Origin of the sequence: Microvenator marinus (assembly GCF_007993755.1) — a bacterium.
In the GTDB taxonomy this organism is placed as follows: domain Bacteria; phylum Myxococcota_A; class Bradymonadia; order Bradymonadales; family Bradymonadaceae; genus Allomicrovenator; species Allomicrovenator marinus.
In genome coordinates this window covers 674820-694727 of sequence record NZ_CP042467.1, presented here as the reverse complement: position 1 = coordinate 694727, position 19908 = coordinate 674820, and the positions used below count along the sequence as shown (strand labels likewise).

The window sequence follows — 19908 nt, the reverse complement described above, 5'->3', positions numbered from 1 at the left end:
GCAGTGACCCCCACCGCCAAGTGTCAACTTGCCTTGGCCGGTGCGCTTGGACGGTACTGTAGACGATGGAGTTTGGCGTAGTGGCCGTCAGAGGCAAGGAGCTCGGCATGTGAACCACGCTCGATGAGTTCGCCTCGGTGAAGCACCAAAATGGTGTCGGCCTTTTGTATCGTAGAAAGTCGGTGCGCTACGACAACGGAGGTCTGTCGTTCCAACATGTTCTCGACCGCGCTTTGCAAAAGAGATTCAGTTTGGGTGTCAACATTCGCCGTGGCTTCGTCCAGGATCAACACCTCAGGCTTGTGTACAAGCGCGCGCGCAAAAGAGATGAGTTGGCGTTCGCCCGCCGAGAGATTTGCGCCGCGCTCTTGCACGGATTGTTGAAACTTTTCTGGATACGCTTGGATAAGTTTCCATGCGTGAACGGCCTGAGTGGCACGCTCGACCTCATCCATCGGAATTTCGTCTCCAAGCGTGATATTCTCGAGGACGCTGCCTTGGAAGAGGAAGCAATCTTGAAGGACGACCGCAAATTTGTGTCGGTACTCTTGAACATCAAACTCACGGATATCGATTCCGTTGATGAGAATTGCACCTTCGGTGACGTCGCGCAGCCTGGTCAAAAGGGTGATGATCGTAGACTTCCCGGCGCCTGTGTGTCCGACCAGGGCTACTTTTTCACCGCGCCCGACTTTGAACGACACATCTCGAAGCACCCATTCGTCGGTCTTATAGGCAAACGAAACGTTCTTGAATTCGATGGAATCGATGTGTTCGGGGACGTCTCGAGTGCTCTCGGATTGCGGGATCTTGTCCGTTTGGTCGAGGAGTTCGAAGATTCGCTCGCCAGCGGTGATGGCGCTTTGTAAGAAGTTGTATTTTTGGGCGAGGTCGCGAATAGGAACGAAGAATTTCTGCATGTATTCGATGAACGCGACCAATACGCCGAGTGAAATAGCGTCTTGTAGGACCTGACCGCTCCCGTACCAAATGATTACGCCGACGGTGATGCTACCGACGGTTTCGACCACGGAATAGAGCATGGCGTCGTAGCGGATCGCCATAAAGTTAGCGTTTCGGTACTCTTCGTTGATTCGTTGGTATTCTTCCAAGCCGCGCTTTTCGCGCACAAAAAGCTGAATGACCGATATCCCTGTGACGCTCTCTTGCAGATAGGAATAGAGGCGCGCGACTTTGACTCGGATTTCTCGAAAAGCCTTGCGCATGAAATGCCGAAACACCGCCGTAAGTCCGACCAGGAAGGGCACGACGACAAAGCTCGCGAGCGCGAATTGCCAATCCTTGATGAGTAGAATGACGACGATGCCCACCAACATCATGACATCGCCAATCATGGTAATCATCCCGGAGGCGAGCGCCTCCTGTAGGGACTCGATATCCGTGGTCATGCGGGCCATGAGGCGCCCGACGGGCTGGGATTGGAAAAACTTCGTAGAAAGGTGCTGAACGTGCTCAAAGAGTGCTTGTCTCAGGTCTCGAAGGGCGCGCTGACCCGCAAGCTGCATGATCCAAGTCTGCAGGAATTGAAGCGCCGCCACACTGAACATGGCGGCTGCGTATCCTCCCACGACGAGCCCGAACCCATTGAGGTCTTTGGGCACAAAGTGATTGTCGATGGCAAGCTGAAGCAGCCAGGGTTGAACGAGGGTAAGGCCCGTGATGATCGGCAGCAAAACCAGCGAGATCGCAAAGAGCGACCAGTATGGCTTCATGAAGTGCCAGAGTCGTTTGACGACCTCCCACTCGCTCATTTGGAGTTCAGAAGTTTCTTTAAACGCCCCGCCTATTGAGCTGTCAGGCTTTTCTTTCTTACTCATCCTTCCAGCTCTTCTTTAAGTTTTTGGTGCTCATTGAGCTCCGCATAAACGCCCCCAAACGCGAGGAGTTCTTCGTGGGTTCCTTGCTCGACGAGGCGCCCTTCATCCACAACGAGAATGCGGTCCATTCGCGAGAGTGCGCTGAAACGATGCGTGATGAAAATGGTCGTGCGGGCATCCATCACTTCATCGAGGTGGTCGAGAATCTCTTGTTCAGTCTGGTTGTCCACGCTCGAAAGCGCATCGTCGAGAATGAGGATGCTCGGTTCGACAAGTAGTGCACGGGCGATAGTAACCCTTTGTTTTTGGCCACCCGAGAGTGTGATTCCGCGCTCTCCAACTTGAGTTTCGATGCCTTGTGGGAATGAAGAGATATCCTGGTCGAGCCCAGCTTTGGCCAGGACCTTAAGCGTTGGGTCCGCTGAATCCTCACTGAGTCGCGAGAATTCCGGGTCGTCTAGCTGCGCATCGTATCCAAACCGAACGTTGTTTCGGATGGTCATCGAAAAGAGGAACGGGTCTTGAGGGACCACACCCAGGCGCGCGCGATGGCGACGCAGTTCAAGGTCGCGGATATCGACGCCGTCGACAAGGATTCGCCCATGTTGTGGGTCGAAGAGGCGTGCGAGAAGCCCAACGAGCGTTGATTTCCCGCTACCCGTTCTTCCGACGATCGCGACTTTTGAGCCCGCTGGGATTTCAACGCTAAAGTCTGAGATTGCGTCGGACTGGTCGTAAGCGAACGACACCCCTTCGAATGATATCTGGCCAGATACCGCTGGTCGGGGGATTGCGACGGGTTCTGCAGGGTCTTCAATAGTGGGCTTAGTAAAGAGGACCTCAAGGATACGGTCAAAGGCAGCGATGCCTCGATTCCAGACGGAGAGGACCCATCCAAGGCCCATGGTTGGAAACGCCAGGGCCACGACGTACCCGTTGAACTCAACGAATTGTCCAACACTAAGGTTGCCAGCGACCACCCAATTGGCTCCCACGAGCAAGATGACGAGTGTGCCTGCGCCCGAGAGCAGTGTCATAGTTGCTTGAAGGCCGCCTCGGATCGTCACCAACTTGATGTTTTCTTCGACGAAGTTCTCGTTTAGTGCCTTGAATCGAGAGATTTCGCGGCCTTCGAGGGTGTAGGTCTTAATGACTTGGATTCCGGTCAGATTCTCTTGAACACGAGAGGATATCTTGGAGAGTTCGGTTTGGACGATTTTGGTCTGCTTGAACAACTTGTGGATGATGAATCGAACGCCGATGAAGATGATCGGGTACGGAATCAAGCAAAAGAGCGTGAGCTTCCAATCGAGTGCAACCATCTTGTTCAACGCTAGGGCGTAGGCGACCACGGTATTGATCACGTGGAGATAGGCTATCGCGTAGAGGAGTCGAACGAAGTTCACGTCGTTTGAGACTCGACTGGTGATATCGCCCGTGGACATGCTCGAAAACCATGAAAGGTTTAGTTTTGCGAGATGCTCAAAGAGTTCGTTTCTCAGGTCGTATTCAACAAGGCGACCGGCATTGAAAATGTAGACTCGGCTCAGGATTCGGGCGATTCCGGCTCCTATGGCAAGTCCAATGATCCAAATCGCATGGTCTTTAATGCCAGCGAGGTCCACCCCGTTCTGCATGCCCTCAATGGCGAGCCCGACGCGCCCTGGAATCTCAAGCGCGAGGTAGTTGGTAAGGACGAGGAAGATCCCTCCGATAACGAAATGCAAGGCGTAGCGCTTGAAATATAGGCGAATCCGCTGATTTCTCGCCGCCCTCGTTACATCAATCATCAGGTTCCTATCTCAGTCGAAGACCGATTCGATGCCATCTCACTGAATTGGTTTCAGGGTCAATAGACCATGCGATGTACATGGGTTTCCCTTCAATTTCCTCTTCAGATATGGGCCCGAAGTTTCGAGAGTCTCTTGGCGGGATTTCACCATCTTGGAGAGGAACTTGGTGTCGATTATCTGCGAGTAGAAAATACTCGGATTCTTTGAGTTCTTGTGGCGGTACCCACGCATCCAGGAAGGTGCGTTTGGAGACGCTCACCACGTATTTTGACCCAAAGTTCTCCTCCACCATCGCGAAGAGGTCGCGGTCGTCCCCCGATGGCTGAAGTTCGGCTTGGACAAGCGGGGTCTGATTCACGATGGGATTGGTGCCATCGACTTGAACGGTGTCTTTGGGAACGGCAACGGCCCGGAGAACATTAGGGCGCTCCTCCTGGTGCTCCAAGACCACAGCCTCGCCTCTAGAGATAGCGCGGCCTTGAAAGCTGGTTCTGTCAAAGAGAATGACGTCCCCGGGGATGATTGCGGGTGTCATCGCCGAATGGTCGACCTTTGTGAGTCCGAGGAGACTCGTTTGTGTGAACTGCGCGGTCGCGACAAGTGGACCGTAAAACGTGAACAAGGCGACAAGCGCGTAGAGGAGGGGGTGATTGAACGGGCGTAGCACGTAGTCTTTCGAGATATCTGATTTGGCGCTCGAGATATTGAACCCAAGAATTGTGATCCACCCCAGAAGAATCACGACCATCGGCAGGAGTGGGAAGAATTTCAGAAGACTAAAAGCAATGACAAAGACTTCCACCACCAGAATGACCAAAAGGTTGACCAGAATGCCGCGCTGCAGTTTCCCAACGTAGACGTGCGCCAGACCGGGCCCACCCAATAATCCAAGTGTGACGAGAACTCCCAGAGTTCGGGGCTTTGTCTCTCCCAGATATTCGATCTCTTCGCTCATCCCGGATGGTCCATGAGTTGGAAAGATAGTCACCCATTTAAAGTAGAGCGTTGAGCCGCATGGTGCAAGGCTCCTACCCTGGTTGGGTGAGATGCGCTGCGTGTGTGATAGTTTCAAGACGGCATAATAATGGCATGTAGGGAATTTCTCGATGTGAAGTGTGCTTTAGTGCACGGTTGCAGCATAAGGTGTATGTAAGCTCTCGTTTATTGAGTGAGTAAAGGTGTTTTATGGATGAAGGAAGAAGTCAAAAGTGGAGCTTGTCCACGTGGATGATACTTGCGGCAATAGCACTTGTGCCGGGTGCGTTCGCGACGGCGTTTTCGTCTTTTGAGGTTGTAAAGGCGGCGCTGCTTTTGGTCTTGGTCGGATTGGCCATGTTGGCCTTTGGGGTTGACGTTCTTCGAAAGAAATCCACGGCGGTAACGGGCGTCAAGGTAGCTTTGGTTGCCTACCTTTTCGGTGCTTTCGCGCTGATTTCGGCGGCGTGGTCACCGGTCCCAATTCTCGGGCTCGTAGATGCGATGAAGTGGACGGCGATGGTTGGAGTGTTCCTGCTGGTCGTTTCACCCGTTGGACGCGCCATTCGCTTCAATGACTTCGGTTTGGCTCTCGGGATTGGTGCTATCATTGTTGGGGCATCGAGCGTCTTGGACGCAGTCGGACTTGAGGTTTTCACGCCGGTTTGGAACCCGAGTGGGGCCACGGGAGCCTTTGATAGCCATGAGTTCCTTGTGCCCTATACCGCGATGGTCATCCCGATTCTCAGTGCGGGCGTGATTCGTCATACGGGTTGGCAAAAGATCGTGATCGGGGTTGGACTCTTGTTCGCCGCGCTTGGATTTGGCCTGAATACATCGCTCCTTTTTGCGGGCGTTGCATCTGGCGTTTGGGTCGTGGCGACCCTCGTCATCCTTATCTTTCAAGGTTTTGGACGCGCGTCTCTTCTGGGGCCAGCTGTCGGAGCGTTAATTGTCGCCTCGAGTGCAGCAGCTGTGGGACATTTTTTGGCTCCTGCGCCGCACGCATCGGACGCGAACCGGCTCCCGGTCGTGGTGGTGGAGCAGAAGTCCACGATTGACGACTTCACCGACAACGACATTCGTTTCCCGATGTTTGAGATTGGGCGCACCGAAGAAGTAGCGAACACGGCTGCGTATCCGTATCTATTCGCGCTCGGTATGGATATGTTCCGCGAGAAACCCTTGGGTGGCCAGGGGGCAGGTGGTTGGTGGCAAGTTCAAACCAAGTACTCTCGTCCAGACGACCCTTATGTCAGCAAATTGTTCGAGCATTATCCTGCGTTCAAGAGCGCCCACAACTCCTATGTGGAGGCGCTGGCAGGCTTTGGGTTCATTGGGTTTTTCCTATTCTTAGCCTGGTTGGTCAGCGTTTTTGCGGTGACTTTGACAGGGCTTGGTCGAAAAGAAGAACGAGAGCGTTGGCTCTTGGAACACTGGGGCTTGATTCTCGGGGTGGGAAGCGGCGCAGCTCTGGCTATGGTCTCCCCTGCATTGAACTTTGCAGGCACCGGCGTGGTCTTCTTCGCCGGATTGGGTCTTCTCATTCGTGAGTCGTCCATGCTCAATGAATTCAAAGGGCTTGGAACGATTTGGAGGATTGATGCAAACTCGGGAATCACACTCGGGAATCACTACGCGCGTCTTCGTCGGGCTCGTGCCAGCCGTCATCGGTGTGGCCATGATTGCGGTTATGGTTCCTAATATTCGCTCCGAGTACTACCGAGGATTGGCAGACCATCTTATGCTTCGGACGCATTTCAAGAGGTCGGTAGATATGTACGATAAGGCCCATCAGGCCTTTCCGTACCGAGGTGAGAACCTTTTCAACAAAGGCCTTGCGCTTAGACGAACTGGCAAGTTGGACGACGGTATCGAGGCCATGATTGCTTCGCTAGAGTTGCGCCCGTTTGATTCAAGACCGCACGTGCATATTTCTCAATATTATTCTCTGAAGAATAAGCCTGTGGATGCGCTTAAGCATGCTCGCCGTTCGGTAGAGCTCTTTAGGAACAACCTTGAGGGACGAAAGGCCATTGCCCTGGCGTTTGACCGTGAGGGTCGTGTTGAAGAGGCCGCTTTAGAAATTTAAAAGGCTTTGGAATTGGACCCGCCTGACAATGAGAGGGCAGTACTTCACCAAGAACTTGGACGTTATTACGAAAAAGACTTGGGTAAGCCAAAGCTTGCAATTGAACACTATCAGGCAGCAGCAAAACTTACGGTGGATAAGATCGACCGTGAGATGTTGGAGTTTCAGGTTAAGGAGCTCGACAAGCAGGTCAAGCGCGACCGGCTTCAGAGAGAGGGAAAGCCCATTCCAAAGGACCTGATGCCTGCGCAGCCGCCATCTCATGATCATGGACACGGGCCCGAAGGCCATGGTGGACACGGTCCTGGCCCACTACCGGTGCCGGCTAGACCAAAGGGGCTCCCGACTACTGAGGAGCTCAAAGGCGGGCCGAGAGTGCCGGCCCCCGACTCACACGATGGCCACGAGCACTGAGCCTCACTCTTTCCAAACGATTTTCCAGGGGCGCTGCTTGATGTTTCGAAGCATCTCTTTGAGGTCGTCGTAGAGTTCTCTTTCACTCAAGAGAGCCCCGACAGTGCCTTCACCTCGTTTAATACCTTGAACGACATCTTCCGCGTCTGCGGACATGCTGGCGAGCCTTTTGGAGCTAACCTCGAGGTTATCTAGGCTTGCAGTGATCTTGCCTTCGTTGCCCGTGATAAGTCGGTCAGCACTCTCTGAAACACTTCGTGCGTTAGACGTCGCGACACCGAGATCGTCGAGCAAGGGGTCAATCTTGCCATCGACTTTGCTCGCGATGTTGCGTGCGTTTCGGGAGGTTGCGGAGAGGTCGTTGATAGTCGAACGCAACGCATTTCCATCATCAACTGCCACATTCAGGGCAGCCATGAGCTTTGCGGCTTCTTCAGACGTAAGGCGAACGCTATCGATGGTCTGGTCGAGGTCTTCACGGTTGTCAACCACCAGGGAATCCAGAGTTTTCATCAGGCTAGCGGTATTCGAGATGAGCTCGCGAGTTTTGATATTTGGGTCGTCGAAGAGCTCGTTGAGAGATGAAATGAGTTCCGTGGCCTTCGAAATGATGATGTCCATTCGCGGAGGGTCCACGCCCTTGAGCACATCACCTTTTGCGACAGGTTTTCCGTCGAAGTTATTCGTCACGATTTCAATATAGGGCTCGCCCAAGACGCCGCGCGTCGTGATGAAGAATTGGCTGTTGTCTCTCACGGAATCTGCGTATTCATCATCGATCTTTAGTGTTGCACGCACCGCAACAGCAGCGCCTTCCGGGTCGCGATTCTCGTTTTCCGTGAATCGCAATTGTTTGACGTTACCCACGCTGATTCCGGCAATGGCAACGTCGGCGCCCGGTTTGAGGCCGCCGGCATTGTTGAACTCTACGTCAAACTCAAATCCGTCGGAAAATGAAAAGTCTCCGAGAAGAAGTACAAAAGCCACAAGGAGTGCGCTCGAGAAGAGTACGAGCGCTCCAACTTTAACTTCAATGGCCGTTTCTTTTTTCTGCATATCGTCGTTCCTAACCTTCAGACCTCCATGGGGCCCGATGGGTTTCCAGTGATAAATTGCTGCACGATTGGGTCGGCAGAATTGCGGAAGTCATCGCGTGTCCCATCAAGGATTAACTTTCCTTTGTACAACATGGCGATTCGGTCTGCGATTCCGAAAATGCTACGCAGGTCGTGCGAGATCACGATGCTGGTGACGCCGTGATGGTCGGCGAGGTGTCGGATGAGTTTGTCGACCATCGCGGCGGAGATAGGGTCGATACCGGTCGTTGGCTCATCGAAGATCACGTACTCGGGGTCGAGTGTGAGTGCTCTCGCGATGGCGACTTTTTTGCGCATTCCGTCGCCGAAATCTGCGGGGTAGCGGTCATGATAGTCGGCCATACCCACGAGTTTTAGCTTCTCCAGCGCCATTTGGCGCGCGTCTTTGGTGGAGACGCTCTTATGCTTTCGGATCGGAAGTGCAACGTTGTCGAGAAGCGTCATCGAGTCGAAGAGCGTGGAATTCTGAAAAACCATCGCGCAGCGTTTACGGACGTCGTAGAGCTCCTTCTCGGTGAGGTCGGTTACGTCCACATCGTCGAGGAAAATTCGACCGGCGTCTGGGCGAATCAAACCGATCAAATGCTTGACGAGCACGGATTTTCCGGCGCCGGATTGACCAATGATGAAGAAGACTTCACCCGGTTCAACGACCAGATCAACGCCTCTGAGAACGTGAAGGGACCCAAACGCTTTGGCGATGCCTTTGAACTCGATACGACCCACTAAAACCCCCAGACGATACTGATGCTGGTGCGATGCAAGCCCCAATCTTGTTCGGCTGGGGACTCTTGCATTCCGGAAAAATCCGTTGGGAATGATAGGCCTTGAATCACTGGGACTGCGTAGCCAACTTCAATAAGGGCGAACTCTTCGCCCGACCAGAAAGTCCAACCGAGGCGGATATCACCTCCAAAAGAGAGGAGGGGAGCGTCGTCCAAAGAAGCTCGGAAGATGTGCAGGCCCAGCGCTCCAAAAAATCCTTCCGAGTCCTCGGAGATGAAGAGTCGATTGACGACCCCGAGTTGCCACGAGAACGCCTTTTCGCTCGCCGCAAGCCCGTCTGAGTTTGCCGTGTGTTCGTTGAAGAAGGTGTAGCCGATATTGGCTTCGGCTCCGGCCATCACGTGATTGGAGACGAAATGATGGAATCCCAATCGAAGTGAATGGCCAAAATTGAGCGACGGGGAACCGAGTCCTGGAGCGTCAGGAGCGGCATCATCGGTCATAAAGCCCGGCTCGAGCGAGAGTCCAAAGCTCAGGTATTGCTGGCCCACTTTTGGTGGAGAGAACGCGTCAACCGGAAGAGTGAAGAGTAAGATGGCAAGACTCAGGAGAGTCTTAAAGGATCGAGAGGACCACATAACCAACTCCTGAGATGATGAAGTCTAAGATGACGACAGCGAGGCTGCAATTGACCACCGCGGAGGTTGTGGCGCGTCCGACGCCTTCGCTGCCTCCTGTGACCACGAGCCCGGCCTCACATGCAATGATTGGAATCGCCATGCCGTACGCAAGCGCTTTGGTGAGGCAAATGATGATGTCGAACCAGTCGACAAATCCGAAATCAAAGAAGGTCAGGTAGTTCACACCAAAGGCTACGTTCGCAACGACCGCACCGCAGATCCAACTCACGAGGACCGCGAAAATGGTGAGCGCGATGGTCATGATTGTTGAGGCGATGAAGCGAGGAACCACAAGGTATTGGACGGGCTGTGCGGCACACATTCTCAACGCGTCGACTTGTTCAGTGACGACCATCGAGCCGATTTGGGCAGCGATGCCGCTTCCGACGCGAGTGGCAAGCATCATGGCGGTAATGGTTGGAGCGAAGATCCTCAGCAGCAATTGGAGGAAAAGGGCGCCTAGAAGCTGCAGGTCGCCCGTGATTCGCATGGCCTGGAATCCGGCCTGGTAGACCAAGATCATACCGAGGAAACCGAGCGTAAAGGCGATGAAAACCACAGAGCGGTTGCCGATCTCGTACATTTGTTCGAAGACCGTTCGCCAATTCTTAGGTGCCTTTAGGGTGTAATAGACGGTCAGAAGAAACGTTCGGAAAATGCCCTTGTTGATCGCGTAGATCTCGAGAAACGGCTCACCGATAGACCCGAGGACTTTCTCGTACCAAAGCGCTCCCGAATGTTGTGTCGGCTCAGCTGACATCAGGTATCCAGGTAGGTGATGAGGTAATCCAAAACGAAGATGGCGATAGCGCTTCCAACCACTGAGTTGTTTACGGCGCGACCAACGCCCACTGCGCCGCCACTCGTGTTCAGGCCTGCGTTACAGGAGATGACGGCGATGGCGAAGCCGAAGGCCACGGCTTTGTAAAGGCCGTGGAAAAAGTCGTTGAGTCCAACGTATTCGATCACACTCCAGGCGAAGAGTTCGACGCTCACCCCCAGGAGATATTGACTCGTAATGGCTCCGCCGACGAGAGCCACAAAGTCTCCCACGATCACCAGCAGGAACATCATGACGATCATTGTAAAAATGCGCGGCATGACGAGGTACGAGATGGGGTCGATGGCGAGTGCGCGAAGGGCATCGATTTGGTCGGTGACCTTCATGGTGCCAAGCTCTGCTGTATTGTTCGCGCCGACGCGGCCTGAGAACATCAATCCAATCATGATGGGACCGACCTCTCTGAACACCGAATAACCGGCACCCCAACCGAGTAGTCCGTAGGCCCCGTATTGCTCGATATACATACCTGATTGGATCACCATGATGGCGCCCGTGAGTGCAGCCGTCACCACGACAATCGGGAAACTCTTGACCCCAACGCGATACATGTTTCGCCATGTTTCCGGCCCGTCGAGCTTCGGAGGGAGCGTGCAGCGCACGATCTCCAAGAGTAGGAGCGCCATCGTACCAATAGCGTGAGACACGGACATGAAGACACTTCCAAATCCTCCGATTCCGCCCACGAGCAATTTGTCTTTTGCGCTCATCCTAGCTCATCATCGCTGAATCCATCCCAGAATTGCCGGACAATCGGGATTTCGGAGGTTTCGATTTGACTACGGTCGCCCAGAAAAACCAACTTTCCTTTGTCTAGCAGGGCGAAGTTATCACAGATATCCTTAATTCCCTCGATATCGTGGCTAATCGTAATCGATGTAACACCGCGCTTATCCCTCATCTCTCTCAGCAAGATGAAAATCTTGGAGCTGGTGACAGGATCAAGTCCTGCGGTGGGGTCATCGTAGAAGACGATAGGCGGTTGTGGAATGACTGCTCGCGCAAAAGAGACGCGTTTCTTCATACCGCCAGAGAGTTCATTGGGGTACTTGGCCGCGATTGTAGGGAGGTCAACTGAAGTCAAGATGTCTTGAACTTTCGCGCCGATTTCTTCTTCCGTGAGTTTTCCGGCCTGCCTCAGAGGAAACGCAATATTATCCCCAACGTTCATGAAGTCGAAGAGAGCGTAGTTCTGAAAAAGCATTCCGATTTTGAATCTGAGGTCTGCAAGCTCGATTTCATTGAGCGAAAAGACATCCGTTCCGTCAATGGTTACGCGACCTTTTTCGGGTCGCACCAGACCGCAGATGATCTTCACCAAAAGTGACTTTCCGGCGCCACCTGGGCCGATGAGCCCGAGGTTTGCCCCCTCGCGAATCTCCAGAGAAACGTCTTGGAGAACCGGCTCCCCCATGTGCAGTTTGGTGATGTTTTCGACTTTAATCATCGCCACCTCCCGGACCGAGTCGTGCCGAGGCGCGCCGCGCCCATTTTGAGTCGGGATATTCGCGTGTAAGGCGCTTCATCAGTGAAAGATGGTGTTCGTCGGCTCCCATGAGCCTGTAGCATTCGGCTCCGAGCCATAATGCATAAGGCGCGCGCAGACTGTCTGAGTACTCGTCCACAAACCTCAAGAACCATTGGCTCGCCTTTTCATGTTCACCGAGATGAACCCACGCGTGTGCGACTTCGAGGATTGCGTCATCCAACCACTGCGAATTGTATGTGCCCACGAACCATGATGATTCGCCGCTTTCGGTCAAAATCATGAAGTTGTGGATCGCTGCGTTCCAGTTTTGGACTCGCGCTTGAATTTGAGCGATCTCCCAAATGGCGTCGTCGGCGAGTGCTTCTTCGGGGTGGTCTGCCCAGATTTGGGCATAGACTTTCATCGCGCGGTCTGGGTCTCTGAGGTTGACGTCGTAATTTCTTCCACGTTCAAAGAGCAGGTTCTCGGCGAGCATCGACGCTTGAATCCACGGGTACATTCGCTTCAAGACAGCGTCCCAACCCTCGAAGCTCTCGCTGGCGAGATAGCGCTTCTTCAAGTCTTCTAAGGCCCACTCAGCTGGAATCTCATTTGGATACTTGAGAATTGTTGCAAAGAGTCGGCTCAAGCTTTCGCGATCATTTCCCTTAGATTTTTGAAGCAAAGATCGTTGGTACATCGCCCATGCGCCATGCGGGTCGATGATAGGTGGTTCGGTCAGGGCCAACAGATATTTTTCTGCCGCCTCGTTATCTTTTTCTTCGAGAAGACGCTCCGCCAATTGTCTTATCGCCCAGCGTTTCCGGGGCTCATCGGGGGCGGATTGAACGGCGTCTTCGAGTGGCTTCAGATCTTTGAGAGTCCCACGGTCAAGTTGGGTTTGCGCCTCCAGGACATCGTTTTCCCACTGCTCAGAGGGTCGATTCACGCTACATGCCCCTGTAGACAACACAAAGAGTGCGGTCAGAGCTTGTATTTTCCACTGAGTGCGGTCTAATCGCATGTACCGGAGCACGGAAGTAGAGATGTGGTGGATGAGAAAAATACTTTGGATTCTAACGCTGGTCGTTGTTGGGAGCGCATGGAACCTTGTTTCTGCGCAGGAGACCCTAACCGAGGATCAACCTAAAGTCGAGACGCCGAGCCCGGAAGTTGACACTCTTGCGAACACGGTGGCGGACCAGACCCCTGAAGAGCTCAAGGTAGAGAGCCTTGATGCGGGTCGCTTATTAAAGAGCTCAATCGTTGAGGATATTGCTAAGCTCGAAGAAAAAAAGGCTGAGTTAGAGCGCAATGTCATCAGGGAAGAAGCCAAATTCGAGCTTTTGAGCGAGCAAAATGGCGAGCCCGTTAGACTCGCTCAGGCAAAGACTGAAATCGCTTTTCTGGCATCTGGGCTCGAACTACTCGGAGCGGAATTGGGCGCGGTCAAGAGCGAACTGGCATCTGTCGAAGCTCAGATTGCCACACTGGAGAATTTGGAAGGGGCCGCGAAAGAGCGCGAAGAACGGGAAACAAAGGCGAGGGATGCTGAGAGAGATGCTGAGAACAGGGTTGAGGAGGCTCTCGCGCGTGAAGCAATGGCTCGCGATGCGGCAATGCGTCAACTCCTACAGCGCGAGAGAGAGTTGGCCGAAGAAGTCTTGGCTGCGACACGACTCGCCAATGAGAAGATCTCTGCGTTGCAGAAGCTCGAAGATTCTGAGACGGAGGTCTACTCCGAGTGGAAGGGTAAGATTCTAAATGGATTGGATGAAGTCAAAGAAATGCCGCCCACGCAGGCCAAAGTAGACAAGGCGGATGCACTCTTTGCAGATGTCTTGTCTAGGCGCAGGGTCGCGCGCGAAACTCTGCTGGAATCGTTTCGAGAGTGGCGAAAACTAGAATCAGAGAGTGCCACTCTTAGAGAAAGTCTAAACCGCGCAACTCAGAATTTGGCGGCCGAGCAAGCACGTGTGGAGGAGGGTTCAAGCGAACTTATCAAACAACGAATTGCGGTGGCCCAAGCCGAGGTAGACCTTAGAGTCAAGGAACTCGACACTGCGAGCCAGATGAGCGCATTTTGGGAGAGACGAATCTCGGCGGTAAATCAGCGTGCTCGATTCTACTCGAGTACGATGGCTGACATGCTCGATCTTACGAGTTCTAGCGCGCAAACCGGACTTTTCGGATTCAGCGATGAGACTTTTCGCGACGCGAGCATTAGTTTTGAGATTGCAGCGGAGCGGGTTCTCCACTGGGGCCGTCAACGAAGTGCGGAAGTCATGGAGCTTGGGTTTTCGGTGGATATCTTCACTTGGCTCTTCGGGCTCGCGACTCGCATCGTTATCTTTCTAATTCTTGTATTCGTGAGCCTGAAATGGTTGTCGGTAGGGTTTCACTGGCTATACGAGCGCGCCATCCGAGGTCGCACGTTTAGGCGTTGGCCCGGCAAAGTGGCTACGCTCTTGGAGATCGCGTTTGCGCTGGCGAGGCCGTTCATCATCTTCAAAGCGGTGATGTACCCGATGCAGTATTTCACGGATAGCTTTCCCGAGTTCAGCTACGCCGAGACCGTCATCGAATGGGTGTTTGTTTACAGCGCGATAAACGCTTTCGCGCGTGCGGTCTTCCTGCCAAGGAGCATCAGACAGGCGGAATACTCAATCGGGCTAGGGCTGGAACTCCAAGACAATGTTTCGTGGTTTGACCTTGGCGAAGAGCGCGGACGAAAGCTTGTGAGAAGCGCCCGAGTCGTGGCGCTTTTCTGGTTGTTGGCCACGCTGATACCCGCAGGATTACGAGAATTTCTGGGCATTTCGGTGCTCACACATGTGGTGGAGCTTAGCGCGTACCTTGTCCTGGCGCTTATCGTGTACTGGGTCATTGCGACTTGGCGAAACGAGATTGCAGAGCTCTTTACCGAGATTGCTGGCCCAAAACTTCCGAGGGCTGTGACATTAGTCAATGAACATAAGGACAGGTTTTACGGGGTGCTCATCGTAGCGGCCGCGACAGTCTACATCGTTGTCGTGGAGCTTGTGCGACTCGGTCGGCAATATTTGGTTGATACCGAGTGGTACTCGACAGTGACAAACTTTTGGTTTCGAAAGCGGATCGAGCTTCAAGCCAATGAAAGCAAATCCGACCATAGAGAGTGGCAGCCTGAAGATGTACCCACTGACTACCGGGAACTCTTTTCGCCCTTTGGCGACTGCCCAACCCAGAGTCCCGTGGTCAAAGAGCGTGACTTGAGTTCATTGAAAGTGGCGTTTGAAGACTGGCAAAGCGGCCGAGAGCAAGGCTCGGTGGCACTTGTCGGCGAGGTGGGGATGGGGCGGTCTACCTTGACGTCGACTTTTGCGTCTTCGATTGATTCACTTGAAGTCACACGTCTCGAAATTTCAACCAAATCAAAGTCCAAGTCGGACACCATCGAGGAGATCTGCACCTTGTTGGGAATTGAGGAGCCCCCATCTGCGGTGGAGGAATTGGTCGCTTTGATTCTTGAGATGGAGCCCAGAGTCATCATTTTGGACGACTGTCACCACATGTATATGAGAACCATTGGCGGCTTTGTGGGATTGGACACGTTGTTGCAAGTTGTGACGTTGACAGACTCGAAGCATTTTTGGCTTCTAACATTTAATCTGTTTGCTTGGGACTACGTGAATAGAGTGCGCAGTCGGCAGCACATGTTTGGAAAAGTGATACGAATGGAAATGTGGTCGCGCGAAGAAATCCAGAAAATGATTGAGGAGAGGCACGCGCTCTCGGGGTACGAGTTGAGCTACACCGAGATGATGGTCGATGCCGAGATTCAGGATCAAACCGCCTACGTTGATGTGGTGAAGACTTCGAGCGGGTTCTTTAAATATCTCCATGAGTTCTCGGGGGGCAATCCGCGACTTGCGATGCTCTATTGGCTGCGCAGCCTGAGATTGCGTGATGAGACGGTGCTTGAGGTAGGACTTTTCAAGCGGCCCAAGACTTCGGATATGGAAGCCCGGGATGATGGCCACTGGTTCGTCCTCACCGCGGTTGCTCAGCATGGAGAGCTGAGCGTTGAAGAAATCTCGGAAATCACCAATCTTGAGCGCTCGTTTTGTGCACTGGCAGTCAATTACTTCGATTCCCGAGGTGTCATTATTGCGGCGGGGAAGGGGCGGGTGAAGCTCGCACCACTCTATTTTCGACAAGTTATTCGTCATCTTAAAAACTCAAATTTCCTATATTCATGAATACATTCATCCTCGCACAATTAGAGCCGAAGCCCGAAGAAATCGCGGCAGCGATCGAGTTCTTCGACGTAGGTCGTCTGATAACTACGCTCACGATTGTCGCGGTGGCCTTCCTGGTCAATCGCTTCATTTCGGCAACGCTGGACCGACTGGGCGAAGGGCAGGCAAAGCGGCGCCTTCTCATGAAGAAGCTCTCGAGCTTTGCCCGGATCGCGATCTTTGGTATCGCGAGCTACCTTGCGGCAGTGACCCTGCTTGCGGGCGACAAGACAGCTCTTTACGGGCTTGGAACCACGCTCTTGGTGGCGTTCGGTTTCGCGATGAAGGACATGGCTTCAAGTATCGTCTCAGGAATCCTGATTCTGATTGACCGGCCATTCCAAGTTGGAGACCGGGTCCAATTCGGAGAAACGTACGGAGAGGTCAAAGAAATCGGTCTGAGGGTGGTCAGGATCGCAACCTTGGATGACAACGAAGTCTCGATTCCAAACAACAAATTCCTGACCGACGTGGTTTCGTGCGGCAACTCTGGTGCCCTCGACATGATGGTCGTGGTCAAGTTCTACATCTCGATCTCCGAAGACTTCGACCTTGCACGCCAAATCGCTTACGAGGCCTGCGTTACGTCGCGCTACGTCTATCTGCCAAAGCCGGTTCAGGTCGAGTTAAAGGATGCCGTAGAGGGCAATCACTACATCACCACGCTCACCTGTAAGGCTTACGTCATCGACGTGAGATATGAAGAAGCGTTCGTGACAGACATCACCCAGCGAGTGAAGCGCGCATTTCGCGAAAACAAGATCGTCTATCCCCACGCAAGACAGTTCAGGGTTGAAGAAGAGATTGAGTCTGCCAGGGCCTTTAGAAGCCCTTCCGTGTGAATTAGCGAGGCTGGAAGGTCTTAGCGTTCAGAGCGGAAGCTTTTCCAACAACACCGAAACGGAAGTTGGTCAGATAACGCTGAGCCACCATTTGCACATCTTCCGGCGTCACAGCACGAACCTCGGCCAAGAATGCCTCTGCCGTTTTCCAGTCGCCCGAAATCAACTCGGCTCTGGCTAGCATTGAAGCTTGGCCTCCGTTGGTTTCCAGATTCATGTAGTGTTCGGTGAGGAAAACGTTGACGACCTGGTCGAGCTCTTGTTTGGGGATTTGCATCAGCTTAACTTCGGCGATCTGGTCGAAGATAACTCCCATGGTTGTGACGGGGTCGGTAGCCGTGACGTAGAGATAGCCGTAGTTAGAGCGATTGGCCCCAATACCCGCTGACACAGCGTAAGTAAGATTGCGCTTCGTGCGAACTTCCTCAAAGAGTCGGTCGCGCAGGAACTCCATGGTGACAACCATTGCCGGGTATTGCGGAGTTCCTGGTTTGGGGGCTTCGAAGTACCCGAGTACATAGTTCGTAGGAAGGTCCTGGTCTACGATCTCGACGCCAGCCTCGGAGGTGAACGCCTCCGGCTGAACGGGCTCAGCGCCTGTGGACGGAAGCCTTGCGAAGGACGATTTAATCATGTCTGTGAGTTTCGACGTCGGTACGTTACCGACGACCACAATCAACATTCGCTCGGGCTTGAGCAGGCCTCGGTGATAGTGGGCGAGTTTGCGCGAAGAGACCCTTTGCAGGTTTTCTGCGACACCGATTTGCAGATTGAAATAGGAGTGGCCTTTGAAAAAGAGTCGTGATGCCTCGTACTGAACTCGAGAGTCAGGATCTTCAGTGATCGACGCGATTTCGGCGAGTTGTTGCTGGCGTCGAACGTCGATCTCCTCTTGTGGGAATGCCGGATAGAAGGCCGCTTCTGCCATAAGTTCCCATGTCGTCTCAAAGTTCTCGACAACGGATTTCATGCCGTATCCCGAAAAATCTCTATCAGCGAACGAGAAGACTTCTGAGCCCATACTATTGAGCTTAGAAGTGAACTCATCTCGCGGGATATTGAGCGTTCCGCCGCTGGCTGAGACGTCGAGCGCAAGACGCTCGATACCCTGAGTCTCTGGCGTCAGGTTCTTAGCCCCTCCGTCGATATAGACCCGAGCAGCCACGACCTGATTCGCCGGTGTAACTCGGTGAATCACGGTGATATCGCCGACCTTGAACTTCTGGGTCATGCCCATCGTTCCTATCAGAGAGACCTGAGGTTCTGTGCTGAGGAGTTTAAGCGGTTCGAGTTCCGGCAATTCCTCTTCAACAACCTCGGCCTGGGCAGTCTCGTTGTTCAGAGCCTCTTCGGCCGTGCCCTCCTCGAAACGCTCAGGTCTGGCCGAACACGCGCTGAGGAACGCTAAAAACATGATCAAAAAAGTATTCTTCATGGGTCGATTTCTCATTTGGAAATGGCGGATTCGCCCAGATTTAGGAGTTTGGTTTCGTTAACTTGCTTGGCGTCCACAACTGCTTGCGACGCGATTACTCCGAGAACCCAAGGACGATTTCGGATGTACATGGCTACATACCGGTTGATGTCGTCGCGGGTCACTGAGCGCAGTCCATCAAGGTAGTTCAGGTAGTAGTCGAGCCCTGCTGTTGCCCACCAGAACGAGACCGTGTGAGTGAAAGAGCTCATCTGCTCTCGGCCGTACAGGTCATCGATAACGAGGAGCGTTTTTGCAGACTCAAGCTGCTCGTCCGTGTAATACTCGGGCGAGCTGAATTTCTCGGTTTCGCGCAGGAGAAACTGAATCGCATCTTCGAGTTTATCGGGCTGCACCTGAGCCGAAAGTGAAATGGGGCCGGTATAACGCTGTGTGTAGTAGCTCAGGTAGGAGTTAAGCGTAATACCCGAGTCTACGAGGTTCTTTTGAAATTGCGACGAGGGTTGCGCGATGATGTAGCTGAGTACATCAGCTGCGAACGTCGCTTTGGGGTCGGCGTCCACACTTGGTCCGTGCCAGTTGAACGACACGGATGGCATTTGAACGTCCTTGACCACCAATACCGCTTCGCTCTTTTTGAGCGGAGGATGAGCAGGGACAGGATTTCGCGCAAATGGGTCGCGGCCACGGGTCCAAGATGAGAAGACGTCTTCAGCCATCTTGAAGGCTTGTTCGGCTTGGACATCCCCAGTGATCATCAATACGGCGTTGTTCGGAACATAATACGTGTCCTTCATCTGACGCATCTGAGCGGTCGTCGCGTCGATGATAGACTGGCGGTCACCCAGAGGGTCCTTTCGGGTCGGATGGGCGTACCAGAGCTTCTCGTTGATGGCCCGGCTGAGCCAATAATAAGGGTTGGACTCATTTCGATCGACCTCGCCCAAGACGACCTGTTTTTCCTTTTGGAACTCCGCCTCGTCAAACCTGGGTGAGGTAATGGCGGCTCGCATGAATTCGAGACCATCGAGGACTTTGTCCGAGGGCAGGGTGAAGAAATAGTTCACCCGTTCGGTGCTGGTGGTGCCGTTGAAGACGATTCCGAGTTCTCGGATCCGCTTAAGGTACGCTTCCTGATTAGGGATAAGCGCATTCCCCTTGAAGAACATATGCTCGTAGAGGTGACTGAGGCCGTTGAACTCGGGCGGTTCAGTGAACGCGCCATTCTTGACTGTAATCTCAATCGTCGCCACGGGGACCACGCTTGAGGGGATAACCACCACGTCTAGGCCATTTCTCAATGTGCGTTTCTGGATATCTTGGCCAAAGCCAGTGTTTGACCAGAAGAGGGCCAAACTGATGACCAAGTAGCTCAAAAATTTCATAGTGTCTCCTTCGGCTCGCGCTGAGTCCTGCTGGGCTATAAC

General features: G+C 53.4%; 17 protein-coding genes. 5 read left to right on the top strand and 12 right to left on the bottom strand.

What is annotated here, in order from left to right:
• Nucleotides 1-23: 23 nt before the first annotated feature.
• From FRD01_RS02945 to lepB, 3 genes are read right to left on the bottom strand one after another with little or no spacing between them, the layout of a single operon-like run.
• Nucleotides 24-1838, bottom strand: a complete 1815-nt coding sequence (locus FRD01_RS02945; protein ID WP_146957496.1) for an ABC transporter ATP-binding protein — start codon at nt 1836-1838, stop codon at nt 24-26.
• Entirely contained in the window at nt 1835-3628 is a 1794-nt protein-coding gene (locus FRD01_RS02940; RefSeq protein ID WP_146957494.1) for an ABC transporter ATP-binding protein, read from the bottom strand. Before FRD01_RS02940 ends, FRD01_RS02945 begins: the two co-directional genes overlap by 4 nt.
• A gap of 7 nt (nt 3629-3635) precedes the next feature.
• Nucleotides 3636-4586: a signal peptidase I gene (gene lepB, locus FRD01_RS02935; protein ID WP_146957492.1), complete on the bottom strand. Its 951-nt coding sequence runs from the start codon at nt 4584-4586 to the stop codon at nt 3636-3638.
• Between the two features lie 230 nt (nt 4587-4816).
• Here lepB and FRD01_RS02930 point away from each other — a divergent pair, with 230 nt between their 5' ends.
• The 3 genes from FRD01_RS02930 to FRD01_RS02920 all read left to right on the top strand — a co-directional run bounded on the left by FRD01_RS02930 (nt 4817) and on the right by FRD01_RS02920 (nt 7112).
• Complete coding sequence (locus FRD01_RS02930) at nt 4817-6310, top strand: O-antigen ligase family protein (protein WP_146957491.1); 1494 nt, start codon at nt 4817-4819, stop codon at nt 6308-6310.
• Nucleotides 6288-6698 (top strand): tetratricopeptide repeat protein, encoded by a 411-nt coding sequence (locus tag FRD01_RS02925; RefSeq protein ID WP_249755954.1) that lies wholly within the window; start codon nt 6288-6290, stop codon nt 6696-6698. Before FRD01_RS02930 ends, FRD01_RS02925 begins: the two co-directional genes overlap by 23 nt.
• 78 nt (nt 6699-6776) lie before the next feature.
• Nucleotides 6777-7112, top strand: a complete 336-nt coding sequence (locus FRD01_RS02920; RefSeq protein ID WP_146957487.1) for a hypothetical protein — start codon at nt 6777-6779, stop codon at nt 7110-7112.
• 3 nt (nt 7113-7115) lie between these two features.
• Here FRD01_RS02920 and FRD01_RS02915 read toward each other — a convergent pair whose 3' ends face one another.
• The 7 genes from FRD01_RS02915 to FRD01_RS02885 are packed head-to-tail and all read right to left on the bottom strand — an operon-like array spanning nt 7116 to nt 12948.
• Nucleotides 7116-8168 carry an MlaD family protein gene (locus tag FRD01_RS02915; protein ID WP_146957485.1) on the bottom strand — a complete coding sequence of 351 codons (1053 nt, stop codon included), beginning with the start codon at nt 8166-8168 and terminating at the stop codon, nt 7116-7118.
• A 17-nt stretch (nt 8169-8185) separates the two neighbouring features.
• On the bottom strand, nt 8186-8935 hold the full coding sequence (locus tag FRD01_RS02910; RefSeq protein WP_249755953.1) for an ABC transporter ATP-binding protein: 750 nt from the start codon (nt 8933-8935) through the stop codon (nt 8186-8188).
• Entirely contained in the window at nt 8935-9573 is a 639-nt protein-coding gene (locus tag FRD01_RS02905) for a hypothetical protein (protein ID WP_146957483.1), read from the bottom strand. Before FRD01_RS02905 ends, FRD01_RS02910 begins: the two co-directional genes overlap by 1 nt.
• A complete protein-coding gene (locus FRD01_RS02900; RefSeq protein WP_146957482.1) occupies nt 9551-10375 on the bottom strand; it encodes an MlaE family ABC transporter permease in 825 nt (274 codons plus the stop codon). Before FRD01_RS02900 ends, FRD01_RS02905 begins: the two co-directional genes overlap by 23 nt.
• On the bottom strand, nt 10375-11166 hold the full coding sequence (locus FRD01_RS02895; protein WP_249755952.1) for an MlaE family ABC transporter permease: 792 nt from the start codon (nt 11164-11166) through the stop codon (nt 10375-10377). The genes FRD01_RS02900 and FRD01_RS02895 overlap by 1 nt, the downstream gene beginning before the upstream one ends.
• Complete coding sequence (locus FRD01_RS02890; protein WP_146957480.1) at nt 11163-11903, bottom strand: ABC transporter ATP-binding protein; 741 nt, start codon at nt 11901-11903, stop codon at nt 11163-11165. Before FRD01_RS02890 ends, FRD01_RS02895 begins: the two co-directional genes overlap by 4 nt.
• A complete protein-coding gene (locus FRD01_RS02885; RefSeq protein ID WP_146957478.1) occupies nt 11896-12948 on the bottom strand; it encodes a tetratricopeptide repeat protein in 1053 nt (350 codons plus the stop codon). The genes FRD01_RS02890 and FRD01_RS02885 overlap by 8 nt, the downstream gene beginning before the upstream one ends.
• 31 nt (nt 12949-12979) lie before the next feature.
• Between FRD01_RS02885 and FRD01_RS02880 the strand changes: the two genes are divergently transcribed.
• Complete coding sequence (locus FRD01_RS02880; protein WP_146957476.1) at nt 12980-16165, top strand: AAA family ATPase; 3186 nt, start codon at nt 12980-12982, stop codon at nt 16163-16165.
• Entirely contained in the window at nt 16162-17046 is an 885-nt protein-coding gene (locus tag FRD01_RS02875; RefSeq protein ID WP_146957474.1) for a mechanosensitive ion channel family protein, read from the top strand. The genes FRD01_RS02880 and FRD01_RS02875 overlap by 4 nt, the downstream gene beginning before the upstream one ends.
• Before the next feature lies 1 nt (nt 17047).
• On the opposite strand, the gene FRD01_RS02870 is transcribed toward FRD01_RS02875, so the two are convergent.
• Nucleotides 17048-18481 (bottom strand): M16 family metallopeptidase, encoded by a 1434-nt coding sequence (locus FRD01_RS02870; RefSeq protein ID WP_249755951.1) that lies wholly within the window; start codon nt 18479-18481, stop codon nt 17048-17050.
• An 11-nt stretch (nt 18482-18492) separates the two neighbouring features.
• Nucleotides 18493-19866, bottom strand: a complete 1374-nt coding sequence (locus FRD01_RS02865) for a M16 family metallopeptidase (RefSeq protein ID WP_146957470.1) — start codon at nt 19864-19866, stop codon at nt 18493-18495.
• Nucleotides 19867-19908 lie beyond the last annotated feature (42 nt).

Excerpts from the sequence above, each read along its gene's own strand:
- FRD01_RS02945 (WP_146957496.1), bottom strand. The coding sequence starts at position 1,838 with ATGAGTAAGAAAGAAAAGCCTGACAGCTCAATAGGCGGGGCGTTTAAA.
- FRD01_RS02940 (WP_146957494.1), bottom strand. The coding sequence starts at position 3,628 with ATGATTGATGTAACGAGGGCGGCGAGAAATCAGCGGATTCGCCTATAT.
- lepB (WP_146957492.1), bottom strand. The coding sequence starts at position 4,586 with ATGAGCGAAGAGATCGAATATCTGGGAGAGACAAAGCCCCGAACTCTG.
- FRD01_RS02930 (WP_146957491.1), top strand. The coding sequence starts at position 4,817 with ATGGATGAAGGAAGAAGTCAAAAGTGGAGCTTGTCCACGTGGATGATA.
- FRD01_RS02925 (WP_249755954.1), top strand. The coding sequence starts at position 6,288 with ATGATTGCGGTTATGGTTCCTAATATTCGCTCCGAGTACTACCGAGGA.
- FRD01_RS02915 (WP_146957485.1), bottom strand. The coding sequence starts at position 8,168 with ATGCAGAAAAAAGAAACGGCCATTGAAGTTAAAGTTGGAGCGCTCGTA.
- FRD01_RS02905 (WP_146957483.1), bottom strand. The coding sequence starts at position 9,573 with ATGTGGTCCTCTCGATCCTTTAAGACTCTCCTGAGTCTTGCCATCTTA.
- FRD01_RS02900 (WP_146957482.1), bottom strand. The coding sequence starts at position 10,375 with ATGTCAGCTGAGCCGACACAACATTCGGGAGCGCTTTGGTACGAGAAA.
- FRD01_RS02895 (WP_249755952.1), bottom strand. The coding sequence starts at position 11,166 with ATGAGCGCAAAAGACAAATTGCTCGTGGGCGGAATCGGAGGATTTGGA.
- FRD01_RS02890 (WP_146957480.1), bottom strand. The coding sequence starts at position 11,903 with ATGATTAAAGTCGAAAACATCACCAAACTGCACATGGGGGAGCCGGTT.
- FRD01_RS02885 (WP_146957478.1), bottom strand. The coding sequence starts at position 12,948 with ATGCGATTAGACCGCACTCAGTGGAAAATACAAGCTCTGACCGCACTC.
- FRD01_RS02880 (WP_146957476.1), top strand. The coding sequence starts at position 12,980 with ATGAGAAAAATACTTTGGATTCTAACGCTGGTCGTTGTTGGGAGCGCA.
- FRD01_RS02875 (WP_146957474.1), top strand. The coding sequence starts at position 16,162 with ATGAATACATTCATCCTCGCACAATTAGAGCCGAAGCCCGAAGAAATC.
- FRD01_RS02870 (WP_249755951.1), bottom strand. The coding sequence starts at position 18,481 with ATGAAGAATACTTTTTTGATCATGTTTTTAGCGTTCCTCAGCGCGTGT.
- FRD01_RS02865 (WP_146957470.1), bottom strand. The coding sequence starts at position 19,866 with ATGAAATTTTTGAGCTACTTGGTCATCAGTTTGGCCCTCTTCTGGTCA.